This window comes from Candidatus Omnitrophota bacterium, from assembly GCA_040755155.1.
Lineage (GTDB): Bacteria > Hinthialibacterota > Hinthialibacteria > Hinthialibacterales > Hinthialibacteraceae > JBFMBP01.
Genome location: JBFMBP010000071.1, coordinates 1 through 18,161 on the forward strand (window position 1 = coordinate 1; position 18,161 = coordinate 18,161).

The 18,161-nt window shown below is 52.5% G+C and carries 10 protein-coding genes; 4 read left to right on the plus strand and 6 right to left on the minus strand.

The genetic code is table 11. The features are described from left to right. From AB1656_09110 to rpoB, 6 genes are all read right to left on the minus strand, one after another. On the minus strand, positions 1–127 hold a 127-nt coding region (locus tag AB1656_09110), incomplete at its 3' end, for a GTP-binding protein (GenBank protein ID MEW6235531.1). Between the two features lie 123 nt (positions 128–250). Then, positions 251–2,362 (minus strand): elongation factor G, encoded by a 2,112-nt coding sequence (fusA, locus tag AB1656_09115; protein MEW6235532.1) that lies wholly within the window; start codon positions 2,360–2,362, stop codon positions 251–253. A gap of 84 nt (positions 2,363–2,446) precedes the next feature. After that, positions 2,447–2,917, minus strand: a complete 471-nt coding sequence (gene rpsG / locus AB1656_09120) for a 30S ribosomal protein S7 (GenBank protein MEW6235533.1) — start codon at positions 2,915–2,917, stop codon at positions 2,447–2,449. 35 nt (positions 2,918–2,952) lie between these two features. Next, complete coding sequence (gene rpsL / locus AB1656_09125; protein MEW6235534.1) at positions 2,953–3,327, minus strand: 30S ribosomal protein S12; 375 nt, start codon at positions 3,325–3,327, stop codon at positions 2,953–2,955. Between the two features lie 784 nt (positions 3,328–4,111). Further along, positions 4,112–9,055: a DNA-directed RNA polymerase subunit beta' gene (gene rpoC, locus AB1656_09130; protein ID MEW6235535.1), complete on the minus strand. Its 4,944-nt coding sequence runs from the start codon at positions 9,053–9,055 to the stop codon at positions 4,112–4,114. A gap of 55 nt (positions 9,056–9,110) precedes the next feature. Beyond that, positions 9,111–12,938, minus strand: coding sequence for a DNA-directed RNA polymerase subunit beta (gene rpoB / locus AB1656_09135; protein ID MEW6235536.1), 3,828 nt, complete (start codon positions 12,936–12,938; stop codon positions 9,111–9,113). Positions 12,939–13,478: 540 nt separating this feature from the next. Here rpoB and AB1656_09140 point away from each other — a divergent pair. The 4 genes from AB1656_09140 (at position 13,479) to AB1656_09155 (ending at position 18,142) form a co-directional block, all read left to right on the plus strand. Then, positions 13,479–14,996 carry a hypothetical protein gene (locus AB1656_09140; protein ID MEW6235537.1) on the plus strand — a complete coding sequence of 506 codons (1,518 nt, stop codon included), beginning with the start codon at positions 13,479–13,481 and terminating at the stop codon, positions 14,994–14,996. 79 nt (positions 14,997–15,075) lie between these two features. Further along, complete coding sequence (locus tag AB1656_09145) at positions 15,076–15,720, plus strand: HAD-IA family hydrolase (protein MEW6235538.1); 645 nt, start codon at positions 15,076–15,078, stop codon at positions 15,718–15,720. Between the two features lie 437 nt (positions 15,721–16,157). After that, positions 16,158–16,661, plus strand: a complete 504-nt coding sequence (locus AB1656_09150; protein ID MEW6235539.1) for a ferritin-like domain-containing protein — start codon at positions 16,158–16,160, stop codon at positions 16,659–16,661. Positions 16,662–16,828: 167 nt separating this feature from the next. Beyond that, positions 16,829–18,142: a Gfo/Idh/MocA family oxidoreductase gene (locus AB1656_09155; protein ID MEW6235540.1), complete on the plus strand. Its 1,314-nt coding sequence runs from the start codon at positions 16,829–16,831 to the stop codon at positions 18,140–18,142. The last annotated feature ends 19 nt before the right edge of the window (positions 18,143–18,161 follow it).

Genomic DNA, 18,161 nt, shown 5'->3' on the forward strand with positions numbered 1-18,161 from the left:
CGCTTAGACCCTTGCGCGATTGCACCATCGTTATCGCCGCCGTCAGCGTCGTCTTCCCGTGGTCCACGTGCCCGATCGTTCCCACGTTCACGTGCGGCTTCGTCCGTTCGAATTTCTGCTTCGCCATGTTTTTCCAATCCTCCACTTCCCATACAGAAAGAAAGTTTATTTTTTATTTTACGTTCGCTGGTTTCCATCCGCCGGCGGCGCCGGCAGCCCTTGCGGCGCACTCCGGCGCCCAGGAATCCGCTTAATCCCTAGAATTTGAAAATCCGCCTACGCCAGCGAGGAGATTTTCTTGAATGGTTTTGGGAACTTCCTCATAGCGGGCTAATTGCATCGTATACGTTGCGCGTCCCTGGGAGAGCGAACGAAGACTCGTCGCATAGCCAAACATTTCGGATAGAGGCGCATGGCCGCGTATGATTTGCGATCCGCCCCGCTGCTCGAAGCCTGAGGTTTTCCCTCGGCGGGAGTTCAGGTTGCCAAGGATATCGCCCATGAACTCTTCCGGACACGCAATCTCGACCGACATGATCGGTTCCAGCAAAATCGGCCGAGCGTTTTCTATCGCTTCGCGAAAAGCTATAGAAGAAGCAATTGTAAAAGCCATTTCGGAAGAGTCAACCGGGTGGAAGGCTCCAAAGGTTAATTTTACTCCAATATCTATGATTGGATACCCTAAAAGCACTCCGCTTTGCAGGTTTTCGCGGACGCCGCGCTCCACGGCGGCGGCAAACGCCTTGGGTAGAGCTTCATCGCCCACCAGATTTTTAAATTCGAAGCCCGATCCGCTTGGACGGGGGCTTACTTCCAATTTTACGTGGGCGAAATGATCTTTGCCGCCATGTTGGCGCATATATTTTTCTTCATGTTCCGCCGCAACGCCGATGGTTTCGCGGAAGGCTACTTGCGGTTTGCCCACGTTGGCTTTTACGCCGTATTCCCGCAGGATCCGGTCGACAATGATCTCCAGGTGGAGTTCGCCCATGCCGGAGATAATCGTTTGGCCTGTTTCCGGATCGGTCTTAATCTTGAATGTAGGATCTTCTTCCGCCATGCGCGCCAAGGCCTGATTCAAGCGATCCTGGTCGGCGACGGTTTTCGGTTCGATGGCCACCGAGAGGACGGGATCGGGCAGATTCAGCGATTCCAATAAGATAGGGTGGCCGATATCGGTCAGCGTATCGCCGGTCGTGGTTTGACTTAAACCCACGGCGCATACGATATCGCCGACTTGCGCCTCTTTAATCTCTTCTCGTTTATTGGCGTGCATCCGCAACAGCCGTCCGACTTTTTCTTTACGGCCTTTCGTGGCGTTGTAGACGACCGATCCCGTTTTCAACTGGCCCGAATAGAGGCGCAGATAGGTAAGACGGCCATGGGGATCCGCCATCAATTTAAACGCGAGGGCCGTGAAAGGATCGTCCTTGGAGGCTTCGCGGATTTCATCGATTTTCTTTTCCGGATTCAATCCTACGACGGGCGGGACATCGAGCGGGGAGGGGAGATAATCGACCACGGCGTCGAGCAACAATTGAACGCCCTTGTTCTTCAGGGCGGAGCCGCAGAGGATGGGAACATAGCCGCTATGAATCGCCGCGCGGCGGATCGCTTCGCTCAGTTCCACGGTTTCGATATACTCGCCTTCCAAAAATTTATGTAAAATCCGGTCGTCGGCGTCCGCCAATTTCTCTATCAATCGTTCGCGAGCTTCTTCCGCTTTCTCCCGCAGTTCTTCCGGTATATCGGCTTCCTGATAGGTCGTTCCGTAATCGCCGGAATCTTCCAGCCAGAGGCGAGCTCTCATCTGGACGAGATCGACGACGCCCTGGAACGATGACTCGAAGCCGATAGGGATTTGAATAGGCAGCGGTTTGCCGCCCAGCCTATCGGAGACTTGGGCGACGACGCGATCGAAATCCGCTCCCACCCGGTCCATTTTGTTCACGAAAGCAATGCGGGGGATGGAGTAGCGATCCGCCTGGCGCCAAACCGTTTCCGATTGCGGCTCCACGCCGCCAACGGCGCAGAACACGACTACGCAGCCGTCAAGAACGCGTAGAGAACGCTCCACCTCGATGGTAAAATCGACGTGGCCGGGAGTATCGATAAGGTGGATGTGATAGTCCCGCCACTGGCAATAAGTGGCCGCCGAGGTGATGGTGATTCCTCGTTCCTTCTCTTGTTCCATCCAGTCCATTTCGGCGGCGCCGTCGTGGACTTCGCCGATTTTGTGAGTGCGGCCCGTGTAATACAAAATACGCTCGGTGGTCGTCGTCTTACCGGCATCGATATGGGCGGCGATGCCGATGTTGCGAACCAGAGCCAACTTAGTATTTTTCGCGCTCACAGTTTTCATCTTCTCTCATCCAGGACAGGCAAAAAAACGCAGGGTTCATTTGCCCTGCCAGAGACGGATAATACACTTTATCGATCGCGCCAATCACCAGCGGTAATGCGCAAAAGCCTTGTTCGCCTCCGCCATGCGATGGGTATCTTGCTTCTTCTTGATGGCGTTGCCTTGGTTGCTGGCCGCATCGACCAATTCATTAGCCAATTTTTGGATCATCCCCCGTTCGCCTCGGGAACGGGCAGAGGAAATCAGCCAACGGATGGCCAAGGTTTGACGCCGTTCCGAACGCACTTCGACGGGAACCTGGTAGGTAGCGCCGCCCACGCGGCGGGAACGGACTTCCAGGTCCGGTTTGGCGTTTTCCACCGCCGATTTGAAGAGAGCCAAAGGTTCCTGTTTCGTCTTTTTCTGGATTTCATCCATCATGGCGTAAAAAATCTGTTCGGCGAGCGATTTTTTCCCTTTTACCATAAGGTTGTTGATGAATTTGGTCACCAAGACGTTGTTATATACAGGATCGGGGAGGATCAGTCTTTTTACGACTTTTGTTTTTCTGCCCATAATCGTTCCTATTTATATCTTTGAAAGAATAAGATTTACGCTTTCGGTCTTTTCGTTCCGTATTTGGAGCGGCCGCGCTTGCGCTTCTCCACGCCCATCGATTCCAGAACGCCGCGGATAACGTGATAGCGAACGCTAGGAAGGTCTTTAACGCGTCCGCCTCGGATCAGCACGATCGAGTGTTCTTGCAAATTGTGCCCTTCGCCGGGGATGTAAGCGTTGACTTCGACGCCGTTCGTCAACCGCACGCGGGCGACTTTCCGCAGGGCGGAATTCGGTTTTTTGGGGCTCATGGTCCAAACGCGGGTGCAAACGCCGCGCTTTTGCGGACAGCCTTGCATCGCCGGAGCCTTCGATTTCTTCTTTTTGGTCTGCCGCCCTTTTTTAATCAGCTGATTGATAGTTGGCATAGTCTTCCTATTTTCGGCTTTTAACCTCTCCCGATTCCGTTCATGTGAGGATAAACAGGTTTAAAGAGGGATGTCCCAACTGAAAGGCATCCCGCTAGGATGGGAGGACGGATTTTCTTGACACAAGGGTGAAAGAATAATCAGATTCTAACCATTCGTCAAGCCTTTAGAACCTTCTCCGATAAAAATTTATGTTAAATATCCCTAAAAACAGGGGCCAGCGGCCAGTAGCCAGTGGTTAATAAAAGAAATTCAAAGAGTTACGGAACATGCTCCATTAAACCTTTAGAGAAAAAGTAGTAGAGATATCCTGGCTCTTTGTTTTTCCCTTCAAGAGGCTAGAAGCCTCTTCTACTTTGGCGTTTCATAAGAGCATCCCACCCGCGATTCGCGGGCTATATCAGGCAGAAAAAATAGACCCGCGTGGGGAAGGATTTCTCGCTATCGCTCGAAATGACAGAGTCGTAGCACGGGAAAGACCATGATTAACGATTTTTCCCACCGCGCCCGGCATCGCGGCATGTCATTTCGAGGGAGCGCAGCGACCGAGAAATCTTCAACCCTCTCTTTGCCATCTTGGCTCTTTCCCTACAAGAGGCTGGAAGCCTCTTCTACTCTGGCGTTTCATAAGAGTGGTTAGTCAAATAAATTCAAATAGTTACGGAACATGCTCCATTTAGATTTTTCAAAAAATACTTTCGAGAAAATACATCGCTCCTCACATTGGGACGGGAAAAGACCATCCCGTCCCAACGCTAGGAAAAGAAGCGCAAGTCGTAGAATTTTAAAAACTTGGTACTTTATCGAATTCACGCGCCAAGAGGTCTTTATAATAATCCTGATGGTGCCTCCAACCTGTTCCCGCCGGAATCAGGTGTCCCATGATTACGTTCTCTTTTAAGCCTAGGAGGTGATCGGTTTTGCCGCTGATGGCCGCTTGAGTCAAAACGCGGGTCGTTTCCTGGAACGAAGCCGCCGAGATAAACGATTCCGTGCCCAGCGAGGCTTTCGTGATGCCAAGGAGGCGCGGTTTGAACTGGGCGGGCTTGCCGCCTTGCTTCATGACGCGCTCATTTTCTCTGCGAACCATGAAGCGGTCCATATCGTCGTCTTGGAGGAATATCGTATCGCCGGGATCGGTGATCGTTACTTTGCGCATCATTTGGCGGACGATAATTTCGATATGTTTATCGTTGATGCCGACGCCCTGCAGGCGATAAACTTCCTGGACTTCGTTTAAAAGATACTGCTGAGTGACGCGCTCGCCCATGACTTCGAGATATTCATGAGGATCGATGGAGCCATCCACCAGTTTGTCGCCGGTAGAAACCCAGTCGCCGTCGCTGACGATCACGTGTTTGCCGGCGTCGACTTCGTGAGCGGCGAGGATTTCGCCGTCTTTATCGGTGATAAGAATGAGGCGCGTACCTCTTTTCCGCTTCTTTTCCAGTTTCTTTTCCATCGCCTCATCGACTTCTTCGGGTTTGGGAAGCCTTACCCACCCATCGATTTTGGTGATGATGGCCAGATCGCGCTGTTTGGGGCGGCGCGCTTCGAAAAGTTCTTCGACGCGGGGAAGACCGCCGGTCACATCGCGGGAGCGGAAGGTTTCTTTGGGAATCTTGGCCAGAATATCGCCCGCCGAAATATCGTCTCCATCATTGACGACGATATGAGCGCCCGCCGGCAAAGGATGATATTCCGGTTCCTGATTCCGTCTATGAATGATGATGGAGGGATGCTTGTCTTCCCTATGCTCCATAATAATCATTTGGGAAGCGGCGCTGCCTTCCGTCTGTTGGCGGCGCATCGTTACGCCTTCGATGATCTGGTCGAATTTGCATTTGCCGTCTTTGGAAGCAATCTCCGCCTTAAAATAGGGATCCCAGCGGGCGATGACGTTGGCTTCTTCCTTCTTTTCGCCATCCATGAACATCATATTACCCTGGCGGACGACTTCATCGCCGTCGGCTACGGCGATGACGGCGCCGAGAGAAATGCCGGTTACCAATTGGCGGAAATGATCGACCAATTGATCCGTATGGGCCAAGATGAAGCCGGTCAAAACGTCGGATCCATCTTCAGCGGTCAAGATGGAACCGGCGGGGAGAGTAAATTCCTCAATGGCCGCTTCGTTGCGGTCAACGATGGCGATTCGAGGCGTTTTATCGCCGCTATAATCGGAAATGATGGATTTCAAGTTATTGGTAATGGGATCGAGAATCCGTTTGACGGTGACGCCTTCGACGATATCCCGGAAACGCACTTTCCCCTCGCATCCGGCGATGGTGGGCGTTTCGTGAAAAGCCAGGATTTGCCCCACTTTTACGGAGTCACCATCCTTGATCGCCAAACGATGCCCTGGCTGCAAAGAATATGTTGTTGCGCTTTTGCCTTTGGTTACGGCCAATTGCGCATTAACGCATCCCGGCGGAACAATGCGTAGATCGTCTTTTTTCAACAAATCTTTGGCGGCGATATTTTCCAAACTCGCCTTGCCTTCGCTCAGAGCAATCACCGGGACGATCAATGGATTCCAATCGGCGATCTTCTTGCCGGCCGGACAACGATCGCCATCTTTAAAGTAGATAGCTGCGCCTGCGGGAATATTGGGATAGGTTATCAATGCTTTCCCGCGCGAGTTGGTAAGGAGAATGGAACCGCCTCCCCGTACGGCGTAGGATTGCTTGCCAGCGTCGGTGATCTCCAAATTGACGTATTTGACGATCGGATCGCTCTTCGTTCCCAAATCGGGACAGGCAATGCCGGAACGAAGCAGGATGGGCCGTCCGATATTATTCACCGAAATCAGCTCCCCATGCCGGTTGGCGACCAACCGGAGGTTGACATATTTCACAATGCCGGACTCGCCGTCGCGCAAACCGCCCAACCCGTCATCGTTGCGGCGAATGCGGATTTCCGATTCTTCCAGGATGCGGCTGGTGGTTCCGCCGATGTGGAATGTGCGCAATGTCAGCTGCGTACCCGGCTCGCCGATGGACTGAGCCGCCACGATGCCTATGGCCTCGCCGATTCCCACTTTCTTCTTGCGCGCCAGATCGCGTCCGTAACATTTGGCGCAAACGCCGCGAGGGGATTCGCAGGCTACGACGGAACGAATCTGGACTTTCTCGATGCCGCATTTTCCGATGACATTGGAGGCGTCTTCATCAATTTCGTCTCCGCGCTTAACGATAATGTTGCCCGTTAACGGATTGACGATGTCTTCCGCCGCCGTCCGGCCCAGAACGCGGTCTTCCAAGGCCTCGATCACTTGATCGCCTTCTTTGATCTCGGCAATTTCCAGTCCGTTGAGGGTGCCGCAATCTTCTTCCGTTACGATCACGTCCTGCGCGACGTCCACGAGACGCCGCGTGAGGTAACCCGCTTCCGCCGTTTTCAACGCCGTATCGGCCAATCCTTTGCGGGCGCCGTGGGTGGAGATGAAGTATTCCAACACGGTCAATCCTTCTTTGAAGTTGGATTCGATGGGCGATTCGATAATTTCGCCGATGCCGCCGGTGAGTTTCTTCATCGGCTTCGACATCAATCCACGCATACCCGCCAGCTGGCGGATTTGCTGTTTCGAACCTCTAGCGCCCGAATCCGCCATGATATAGATGGGGTTGAAGCCCTGATTATCCTGCTGCAATTCCTGCATCATGGATTCGGCGACGGCGTCGGTCGTATGGATCCAGCGGTCGATTACCTTGTTGTAGCGTTCGATATCGGTAATCGCCCCCTTCTCGTACTGATCCATAATCACTTGCACGTCTTTGCGGGCGTCGTCAATCAGGTCTTTTTTCTTTTTGGGAACGACCATGTCGTTGAGACTGATGGAGATGCCGCCCAACTTGGCGTAGTAATATCCCAAGGCTTTCAATTCGTCCAGAAATTGCGCCGTCCGTTCTTCCCCATAATTATTGTAGCAATCCAGAACCAAGGCGGACAACGACTTTTTGTCCATCACGCGGTTGGTGAATCGCAGCCGGATGGGAAGAATGTCGTTGAACATGATGCGACCCACGGTCGTACGCAACCGCGTACCGGATATGCGCACTTCGACTTCATCCTGCAAACCAATGGAGCCATGATCGTAAGCGATGATCGCTTCCCGTTCGTCAGTAAAGCGCCGGGGGGAATCGCTATAGATTGGATTGCGGATTTTGGTGAGAAAATAACATCCCAAGACAATATCCTGGCTGGGAGTGGAGATCGGCTTACCGTCCGCCGGACTTAAAATATTGTGCATGGCCAGCATCAAATTGTTGCATTCGGCCTGGGCTTCGCTTGAAAGAGGGACGTGAACGGCCATCTGGTCTCCGTCGAAGTCCGCGTTGAAGGCCGTGCAGGTCATCGGGTGAAGTCGAATGGCTTTTCCTTCCACCAATTTGGGTTGAAAAGCCTGCATCCCCATACGGTGAAGCGTGGGAGCGCGGTTCAACAACACGGGATGATTTTGAATCACTTCTTCCAGAACGTCGAAGACCTCCGGATCGCCGCGCTCGATCTTGCGCTTGGCGCTGCGGATCGTCGTTACTTCGTCCAATTCCTCCAAACGGCGGATGATGAACGGTTCGAACAATTCCAGAGCCATCTGCTTCGGCAAGCCGCATTGGTTGAATTTCAATTCGGGGCCGCAAACGATGACGGAGCGTCCGGAATAATCCACGCGCTTTCCCAGAAGGTTTTGACGGAAGCGTCCCTGTTTGCCTTTGAGCATATCGCTTAAGGATTTCAAGGGGCGATTGTTGGAGCCTTTGACGGGCCGTCCGCGCCGCCCGTTGTCCATCAAGGCGTCTACGGCTTCTTGGAGCATTCGTTTTTCGTTTCGGATAATGACTTCCGGCGCCCGGACTTCTTTCAAGCGCCGCAAGCGGTTGTTGCGGTTGATGACGCGGCGGTAAAGATCGTTCAAATCCGAAGTGGCGAAGCGTCCGCCGTCCAGCGGCACAAGAGGCCGCAAATCAGGGGGAATGACCGGCAACGCTTCCATAATCATCCATTCGGGTTTATTGGAACTGCCGCGAAAATCCTGAACGACTTTCAGACGTTTAATGGATCGTTTGATGCGTTGTTTGGATTTTCCCTCGCGGATTTCGGTGCGCAGTTCGTTCGCCAATTTCTCCAAGTCGAGATCGATCAGGATTTCCTTGATCGCTTCCGCTCCCATGCTGACGCGGAAATCGGTTCCATATTCTTCCCGCAGCCGAACGAATTCCCGTTCGGAGATGACGTCCATGTAATTCAAACCCGTACTGCCGGGATCGAGAATGATGTATTCCTCGTAATAAAGAACCCGTTCCAGAGTCTTGAGAGACATATCCAGGAAAAGGGCCATAAGGCTGGGAACGCCCTTAGCGAACCAAATATGGGCGACGGGCATCTCCAATTCGATATGCCCGAGACGGCTGCGGCGGACTTTGGACTGGGTTACTTCGACGCCGCAACGGTCGCAGACGACGCCGCGATGCTTGATTCCTTTAAACTTGCCGCAAGCGCATTCGTAATCCCGCGTCGGTCCGAAGATTCTTTCGCAGAACAGACCATCGGTTTTGGGTTTATAGGTTTTGTAATCGATGGTTTCGGGATTTTTTACTTCGCCGTAGGACCAGCTGCGAATCTGTTCCGGAGCCGCCAGGGTAATCCGTATGGAGCGGACCCGGTTGATATCGCGAATCTCGTCCTCCCGTCTTTTCGCGGCTGGGGTTTGCAACGATTTCCACATTGAGTTATCTCCTCATCCGAGCGGCGATCGCGCCCGGGAACTTTTTCATAAGGGATCAACTGCCGGATTCGACAAGCTCGGTCACTTCCACCTTCGCCTTGGCGCCGCCGTCGTCTTTTTCCTCCGCTTCCTCCTCGTCTTCGACCAGTTCGATGCCTAGGCCCAGACTTTGGAGTTCTTTGACCAACACATAGAAGGATTCCGGCAATCCCGGCGCGCGGGCGTTCTTGCCTTTCACGATCGCTTCGTAGATGCGATTCCGTCCGACGATATCGTCCGATTTGACGGTCAAGAGTTCCTGCAGCGTATGAGCCGCGCCATAGGCTTCCAGCGCCCAAACTTCCATCTCGCCCAACCGCTGCCCGCCGAATTGCGCTTTGCCGCCCAACGGCTGCTGCGTAACCAAAGAGTAAGGTCCGATGGAGCGCGCGTGAATCTTGTCGTCTACCAAGTGGTTGAGTTTCAACATATAAATCTGGCCGACGGTTACTTCTTCCTGAAACGGATTACCCGTCCTTCCATCATAAAGAACGGACTTTCCCGTCTTGGGCAGACCCGCTTTCTCCAGAAGTTCCACGACGTCGCTCTCTTTGGCGCCGTCGAAAACTTGGGTGGCGATGTGCATTCCCAATTTTTCGATCGCCCATCCCAGGTGAGTTTCGTACACTTGGCCGACGTTCATACGGGAAGGAACGCCGAGAGGATTGAGAATAATGTCGACCGGCGTTCCGTCCGCTAGAAACGGCATATCTTCCACTGGGACGATGCGGGAGACGACGCCTTTGTTTCCGTGACGGCCCGCCATCTTGTCGCCGATGGACAGGCGCTTCTTCTTGGCGACATAGACCTTCACCATTTTCAAGACGCCGGGGGGAAGATTGTCGCCGGTTTTAATATACTCCACCTGCTTTTCGTATTGCTGGTTGATATCTTCCATCTCCTGCTGGTTGCGCATCCGGATTTTGTCGAGGACGGGATCGCCGTCGATGCTGAGATCGCGGATATCGATCTCTCCCAGTTTATTAAAATCTGTTTGCGCGATTTTCCGCCCTTTCGAGAACAAAATCTCGCCGGTCGTCGGATTGAGAACATCGCCTTTCAATTCCATTCCGATCAGCGTATTTTGCACTCTTTGCCGCCAATCATCCTGCAAATCCACGAGTTTTTTATCCCGATCGGATAGAAGGCGCTTGATGGCGCGTTCGTCTTCCGCCCGTCCGCGTCCGCCGCGCATTTTGCGGGAGAAGACCTTGACGTCGACGACGGTTCCTTCGGTTCCGGGAGAGGCTTTGAGAGAGATATCTTTTACGTCTTCCGCTCGTTTTCCGAAGATGGCGCGCAGTAATTTTTCGACGTTGGAGGTTTGCACTTTTCCTTTGGGAGAGATTTTGCCGACGAGAATGTCGCCGGGGCGCACGGGAGCGCCGATGCGGATGACGCCGTTTTCGTCCAAATTTTTCAGGGCTTCATCGCCGACATTGGGAATATCCCGCGTGATCTCCTCTTCTCCCAATTTCGTATCGCGCGCTTCCACTTTGAATTCTTCAATATGGTAACTGGTGAAAATATCTTCCTTAATCAGGCGTTCGCTTACGACGATGGCGTCTTCGTAATTCGCTCCTTCCCAGGACATGAAGGCGCAGAGAACGTTTTTCCCCAACGCCAACTCGCCCATATCCGTCGCTGGGCCGTCGGCGATGACCCATCCCTCATCCACTTTTTGGCCTTTACGCACGATCGGTTTTTGGTTCATGCAGGTGTTCTGGTTGGAACGGAAGAACTTTTGCAGCGTATAGACGTCCATATCCTTATCCGACATCTGCCTATCGGGGCGGACGACGATTTTGCTGGCGTCGACATATTCCACAAGGCCGTCCCGCTTGGCAACGACGACAACGCCGGAGTCCTTCGCCGCTTTGTATTCCACGCCCGTGCCCACCAGCGGCGCTTCCGTGCGCAGCAAAGGCACCGCCTGGCGCTGCATGTTGGAACCCATGAGAGCGCGGTTGGCGTCGTCGTGCTCCAGGAAGGGAATCAAGGAAGAGGAAATGGAGACCAACTGCATGGGGGAAACGTCCATGTAGTTGACTTGATCCGGCAACACGCGCGGAAAATTGCCGCGATAGCGAGAAAGAACGGTCTCGTTGACGAAGTGCATTTTTGCGTCCAACGGCGCATTCGCCTGGGCGATGATGCTGTTGTCTTCGTCATCGGCGGAGAGATACTCGATCTCCTTGGTTACCGTGCTGTTCTTCACTTTCCGGTAAGGCGTTTCGATGAATCCGAATTCGTTGACCTGGGCATATGTAGAAAGGCTGGAGATCAAGCCGATGTTCGGACCTTCCGGCGTTTCGATGGGGCAAACGCGGCCATAGTGAGTATGATGCACGTCGCGCACCTCGAATCCGGCCCGTTCCCGGTTCAAACCGCCGGGTCCGAGGGCGGAAAGGCGCCGTTTGTGCGTCAATTCCGAAAGCGGATTCACCTGATCCAAAAATTGGGAGAGCTGGCTGCGTCCAAAGAAATCATTGATGGCGGTGGTGATCGGCTTGGCGTTGATCAGGTTTCTCGGCATGACGTTTTCCAGGTCGAGAATGCCCATCTTTTCCCGGATCGTCCGCTCCATGCGCGCCAATCCTACCCGAATCTGATTTTCCAACAATTCGCCGATGGTTCGCACCCGGCGGTTGCCGAGGTGGTCGATGTCGTCCGACACGCCCTCGCCCCGGTTCAACAGGAGAATATGCTTGATAATCGACACGATATCTTCCGGAACGAGGGTGACCGTATCGAGATCGATGTGGGTTCCGAGTTTTTTATTCAGGCGATAGCGTCCGACGCGGGACAAATCGTAGCGGCGGGCTTTGAGAAACAGATTTTCGAATAAGGCGATGGCGTTTTTGGGAGCGGGCGGTTCGCCGGGACGCAATGTCTGATAAATTTCTCCCAAAGCGCTTTCCTTGTCCGTGGTATTGTCTTTAAGCAGCGTGTTGCGCAGGATGTTGTAATCGCGATCGTCTCCTTCGACGATGAAAATCTCACTGCAATGAAATTCGATCAATTTGTCTATTATTTCGTCAGTTAATTCCGTTCCTGCTTCTACGAGGGTGATATGGCTTTCCGGATCGACGTAATCGCGGCTGACTGTCATTCCGGCCAATTTGCCTTTCGACTTCGCCGACAATTTGATGGATTTGTGATTGACGAAAAGGCTGAGGATTTCGTCGTCGCTTTCATAACCGAAGGCGCGCAGCAGCACGGTGGAGGGCAATTTGCGCCGCCGGTCGATGATGACGGAAAGAACGTCGTTCAGATCGTTCTCGAATTCCAGCCAGGCGCCTCGATTGGGGATGATGCTTCCTTGGATCAAGCGTTGGCCGCTATGGTGCATTTCCACGTTGAACGTCGCACCGGGAGAGCGATGCAGCTGGCTGACGACCACCCGCTCGGCGCCATTGACGATAAACGTTCCGCGCGGAGTCATCAGGGGGATTTCTCCGAGGTAAATATTCTCCTCGCGGATATCGATAATTTCCGAAGCTTCTTCTTTGCCGCTCTTGACGACCAGTCTTACTTTGATCCGCAGCGGTGCGGCGAAAGTCATTCCCCGGTCAATGCACTCCGGCACGGAATATTTTGGCCGGCCCAGATTGTAGTTCACGAATTCAAGCGATGAACTATCACGGCCTTTGATGGGAAAAATGGAATAAAAAGCTTGTTGCAATCCCATCATTGCCCGGTTGTCCGGCAATTCGTCCTGTTGCAGGAAACCGTCGTACGAACGTTGCTGGGTCTCGATCAAGTCTGGCATATCGATGACCGCATGGATCTTGGCAAAGCTCTTCCTTTCCCGCCATGGACATTTATCTGCTGCTTTCGCCATTGACCTTACTCCTCCGATTGGTTTATTCTCTTAACGCATATTAAATTTTATTGTGGGGACAAATCATTTTTTCTCGTTGGGAGGTTTGGATAAGACCATGATTTTATTGCCTTTAGTTAACGATGCCCGTTTATAGTCCCCGCCGGGGGGAATGCCTGGCGGATTCCACCCGCGAATTCGGTTTCCAGAACGAAAGAGGATGACTTTTCGCATCGCGCCTCATGGATACAGGTAGGGACGAACGATAAATAGACGCAGAGACAAGTAGGTTCGCTGCGGCGCATTCCGACCGCAGGAGATAGTTAAGAAATTCGTGAATCATACGCGTATAATTGGTTTGGTAGGATTTTTGATCCCCGCTCTGGACTTTTTACCTATAGGCGACATTGTAAACTAATAATTCTATTGAAGAGATAAAAACTTGTCAAGGGGAATTTTCTATGCTGTGAATTTTCAATGCTGTCTTCACACCGTGAAAATATCAGGGTTTAACGCCATGCTATTTTAATTGGCCGACAAGGAAGAGAAATATTAATTACTATGACAACGACGGGGAAAAAAATCTTAGGCATCGGCATCCTTTCCATCTTAACGCTGAGGCTGGCCGTTTCGTTGGGACTATTGATCGACGCCAATGGATTTTACACGCTATCCGCCGACGATGTTGCGCGCGCGCGTCTTGCGCTTCTGTGGGCGCGATCCCCCTCTTTCTTCCCCGATCTCACTTGGCCTCCCCTGCCCTTCTGGCTAGGCGGCTTGTTGGAGTTGCTTTTTCATACGGGCCGTTCGAATTTATGCCTGCTTTCTATTCTTTCCTCCCTGTTCGCAATCGCCATCATCGCCGGTTTGACCCACTCTTTCCATGACGAGAATCCTTCCGAAAAGGAGATATCGGCTTATATCCCGGCATGGTTCGCCTGCGCCGCTTATGCGTTGACTCCCGCCTGGGTGTGGCTGGGAACCTGCGCCTTGGCGGAAGCCATATATATCGCGCTTTTTCTCGCGGCGCTTTTGGCTTATCGATACGCTTGGACTCGCCTTTCTTTCGGCTGGGCCGCCGTTGCCCTTTTGGCGGCCGTTTTTGCTTCCATGACCCGCCTGGAAGGGGCCGCGTTAGCGTTCATCCTATATATTTTGCTTAGCATTCGTTTTCGCCGTACGATTTTGACGCCCAAAGGAGCGGCGTTTCTGGTTGGCGGCATAGTACTCCTTTGCCTGTTTCCCGCCGCTTGGATGGTCTCCCATTCCAGCGGCGCGGGCGGCAACTTGTCCTATTTCACGCGGTTGAAAGGCGGATTTACGGCGATTTACGGGAATGCTCCTTGGCATACGACTCTGCAATTCATTCGCATCTATCTGGAATTTTCTCCCTTATACCTCTTTCTTGCTCTAGTTGGATTTTTTGTCCTGCAATCGTCTCGCGAAGAGCCATTCCTGCGCCGTCCGGCATTTATATATATCGCGCCCATCCTGCTTTATGCGGCGGCGCAATGCGCAGCGGCGGCGTTGGGTATGATGCCTACTCATAGTTTTTGGCGCTTGACAGCGCCTGTTTACGTTGCATTGTTGCCGTTAGCAGGGTATAGTTTTTTGCCTCTTTCCCGTCTTATGCCAATGCGCTATCTTCTCATCACCGTCTTGTTCTGCGTTTTTCACCAAGCCTATAAGATTCCCGAAGCGCCGATTTTCGTCAAAGAGGATCTTTTTCAAGCCGGAATCAATCTGCGCGATGCGGCGAAAGAGAGAAACGTCCCCCCGGAAAGTTTATTGATAGAAGTATTCGATTGGGAATGGATGCCTATCGCCTTTTTGGGCTGCGGCGGCGATTTCACCCGCTCTCAATTCGATCGCAACCAGAATATTTCCATAGCCTTACGCATGAACGACTCCCAAAATCCCAGCCTGTTCGCCAAATCTCTCCCCGAAATCCAGCGTATGCTGGACGCCAAAAAGGTACAAATCGCCGTTGCGCATTCGGATCGGGCGCGAAAGGCGTTGATGACGTTGGGGTGGAAAGCGGTCAAACCTGGCCGTTATATCGTCTTTTCTCGCCCCTGAATCCATCCCTATCGCATCGAGGCGGCGGCGTTATGATATTTCCATCTTCAATATTGTTAATCATGGAGAGGCAATAGATATGATTCAAGCCGTCATTTTCGATATGGATGGAGTACTCCTCGATTCCGAACCTTTCATCAGCGAAGCCGCCGTGCGCATGTTTGCGGAAAAAGGCTTCGCCGTGAAACATGAAGATTTCATTCCCTTCGTGGGAGCGGGCGAAAATCGTTTTCTCGGCGGCGTCGCCGAAAAATACGGCATCGTCCTCGATATCGAAAAAGACAAGAAGCGAACCTACGAAATTTACGGTGAAATTATCATAGGCCGCATCGAGCCGCTGCCTGGTGTTTATGAATTCTTGGGGCATTGCCGAGAGAAAGGATTGAAGATGGCCGTCGCCACCAGCGCCGACGCCATTAAATTGCATCAAAACCTGACAGAATTGAAAATCCCCCAAGAAACCTTCGACGCCTGCGTTACCGGCAGCGATGTGGAGCGCAAGAAGCCTTTTCCCGATTGCTTTCTGGCCGCAGCCGAAAAATTGGGCGTCCTTCCGGAAAATTGTCTTGTAGTAGAAGACGCCGTCAACGGCGTTAAGGCTGCCAAGGCAGCCGGATCCAAATGCTTGGCCTTGACCACCAGCTTTACGAGGGAGCAACTGTCTCAGGCCGACTGGATATCCTCCACGTTGGCCGACGCTCCCGCCGAAGCGACGGAGTGGTGATGCGGCCCCCTACCGAGGAAAAACTCTCGGCGATTGTAGGAAGAAAAGCCCTGCCGCCCCGCCGTTGAAACGACGGGCTATTTTCGTTTGCCCCTTTAAAGGGGCATTTTAAAATAGCCTTTCTAGGGATGACAATGAGCAACGGGGTGGAAAAGGCAAGACGAAGTCTGCCTTTGATAAATCCCTCAAGGGCATGCTGAGGCCTTGGTCTTGCCACCCAGCCAAAGCGACGGACTGGTGATGCGGCGGAAAACGGATATTTCTCTTCAGAACGATCGAAAATTTGAGTCAAAATTCCATGCAATTGACCATTGACAAATCCCTGGAAATCTGTTCTTATTATCCGTAAGATAAGAATTATTCTTATTTAGTTTTTTTTAACCCTGAAAAGGGCATTCGCACTGCAAGCGCCGCTCAAAAATTGGAGGTAAAGACAAATGCACGAAAAAAGCGTTGAGTTGTTGAACAAAGCCGTTTCGGACGAGTTATCCGCCGTTCATCAGTATATGTATTTCCATTTCCATTGCGACGATCAGGGGTACGATCTTTTGGCGGTTCTCTTCAAGCAGACCGCCATCGAAGAAATGCTGCATATCGAACGGCTTGCGGAACGCATCCTTTTCCTGAAAGGCGAAGTGGAGATCAAAGCCTCCGTGGAAGCGAAAAAGATACACGACGTAAAAGTCATGTTGGAATGCGCCGCCAAAATGGAAGAAGAAAGCGCGAGAGAGTATAACATTTGGGCCAACGAATGCTCGCAGAACGCCGATTCGGTTTCGAAGAAATTATTCGAAGACCTGGTCATGGACGAGGAGCGTCATTTCGATCAATACGACCAGGAAATGGAAAATCTCGCCAAATTCGGCGAGAAATACCTGGCGTTGCAATCGATCGAACGCAGCAAAAGCCGAACGGCCGGAGCGGCGAAGCCAGCCAATTGATTCGCGCACTCAATTAAATATTCTCCCCGCCGCCTTTTCATGACGGACATAGAGTTTTTTCATTTCCCCCGCTCCATTCCTCTCAACAAGCGATTGATGGAGCGGGTTTTCTATTCTATGATCGAGAAAATCGAGTCGAAGCCATTCTATGGAAAGAGAATAGAACGATGAAAACAAATAACCGAAGAGATTTTCTAAAAAAGTCGGCGGGAGCGGCGAGCCTAGGCGCCATGATAGCAGCGAATTCATGGGCGAGCGCGAATGATGCGGTACGAATCGGCGTCGTTGGCTTGAAGGGGCGGGGCGTGGATCATATCAAAAGCTTCGGCGAGCAAAAAAACGTAGAAGTCGCCGCTCTCTGCGATGTGGATGAAAAAATCCTGAACCAACGCGCGGAAGAACTCAAAGATTTCCTCAAAAATCCGGTCAAGAAATTTACCGATGTGCGCGAAATGTTGAAAGACAAGGAGATCGACGCCATTTCCATCGCCACGCCGAATCATTGGCACGCCATCATCGGCATTTGGTCCTGCCAGGCGGGCAAAGACGTTTATGTGGAAAAACCTTGCTGCCACAACCTGGCGGAAGGACAAAAACTGCTGGAGGCTTCGCGCAAGTACGACCGGATCGTGCAGCATGGAACGCAAAGCCGCTGTTCCGCCGCTATCCGTGAAGCGATCGACAACATCCGTTCCGGCGCGATCGGCGAGGTCTATTACGCCAAAGGAATCTGCTACAAATGGCGCGATACCATCGGCCATAAGCCGGAAGCGCCGGAACCTGTCGAATTCCATTACGATCTCTGGACCGGCCCGGCGAAAAAATTGCCCTTTACGGAAAACCGTTACCATTACAACTGGCATTGGCAATGGAATTACGGCAATGGGGACATCGGCAACCAAGGCGTCCACGAAATGGACGTAGCCCGATGGGGGCTGGGCGTGGAGTTGCCCAGCGCGGCGCAGGCGCTCGGCGGGCATTTCATGTTCGACGACGATCAGGAGACGCCTAACTGCCTAGTGGCTTCCTTCAAATATCCCCAAGAAAACAAGATGCTCGTCTTCGAAGTGCGCCATTGGATTACGAACGACGAAATCGATTCCAAAGACGAAAACACGGTTGGCGTGGTTTTTCTTGGTTCCAAAGGCTATATCGTGACGGATCGCTGGGGCGAGCGCTACCGCATGTATATGGGAAGAGAGCGCAAGCTGGTAAAAGAAAAGAAGGACGCGGGCAATCCCTTCGCCAATTTCATTAAGGCCGTCCGGTCGCGAAAGCGCGAAGATCAACAAGCAGAAATCCGCGAGGGCTATCTTTCCGTGGCGCACATTCACTTAGCCAATGCCGCCTATCGCGTAGAACGCACGCTGCATTTCGACGCGCAAACGCAAAAGTGCCTCAACGACGACGAAGCCAACGCCATCCTCTACGGCCAAGTCCGCTCCTACCGCGCGCCGTATTTGCTGCCGGAGGAAATTTAATCCATTAACAGCAAATTAG

Excerpts from the sequence above, each read along its gene's own strand:
- fusA (MEW6235532.1), bottom strand. The coding sequence starts at position 2,362 with ATGAAAACTGTGAGCGCGAAAAATACTAAGTTGGCTCTGGTTCGCAAC.
- rpsG (MEW6235533.1), bottom strand. The coding sequence starts at position 2,917 with ATGGGCAGAAAAACAAAAGTCGTAAAAAGACTGATCCTCCCCGATCCT.
- AB1656_09155 (MEW6235540.1), top strand. The coding sequence starts at position 16,829 with ATGAAAACAAATAACCGAAGAGATTTTCTAAAAAAGTCGGCGGGAGCG.
- rpoC (MEW6235535.1), bottom strand. The coding sequence starts at position 9,055 with ATGTGGAAATCGTTGCAAACCCCAGCCGCGAAAAGACGGGAGGACGAG.
- AB1656_09145 (MEW6235538.1), top strand. The coding sequence starts at position 15,076 with ATGATTCAAGCCGTCATTTTCGATATGGATGGAGTACTCCTCGATTCC.
- AB1656_09140 (MEW6235537.1), top strand. The coding sequence starts at position 13,479 with ATGACAACGACGGGGAAAAAAATCTTAGGCATCGGCATCCTTTCCATC.
- AB1656_09150 (MEW6235539.1), top strand. The coding sequence starts at position 16,158 with ATGCACGAAAAAAGCGTTGAGTTGTTGAACAAAGCCGTTTCGGACGAG.
- rpoB (MEW6235536.1), bottom strand. The coding sequence starts at position 12,938 with ATGGCGAAAGCAGCAGATAAATGTCCATGGCGGGAAAGGAAGAGCTTT.
- rpsL (MEW6235534.1), bottom strand. The coding sequence starts at position 3,327 with ATGCCAACTATCAATCAGCTGATTAAAAAAGGGCGGCAGACCAAAAAG.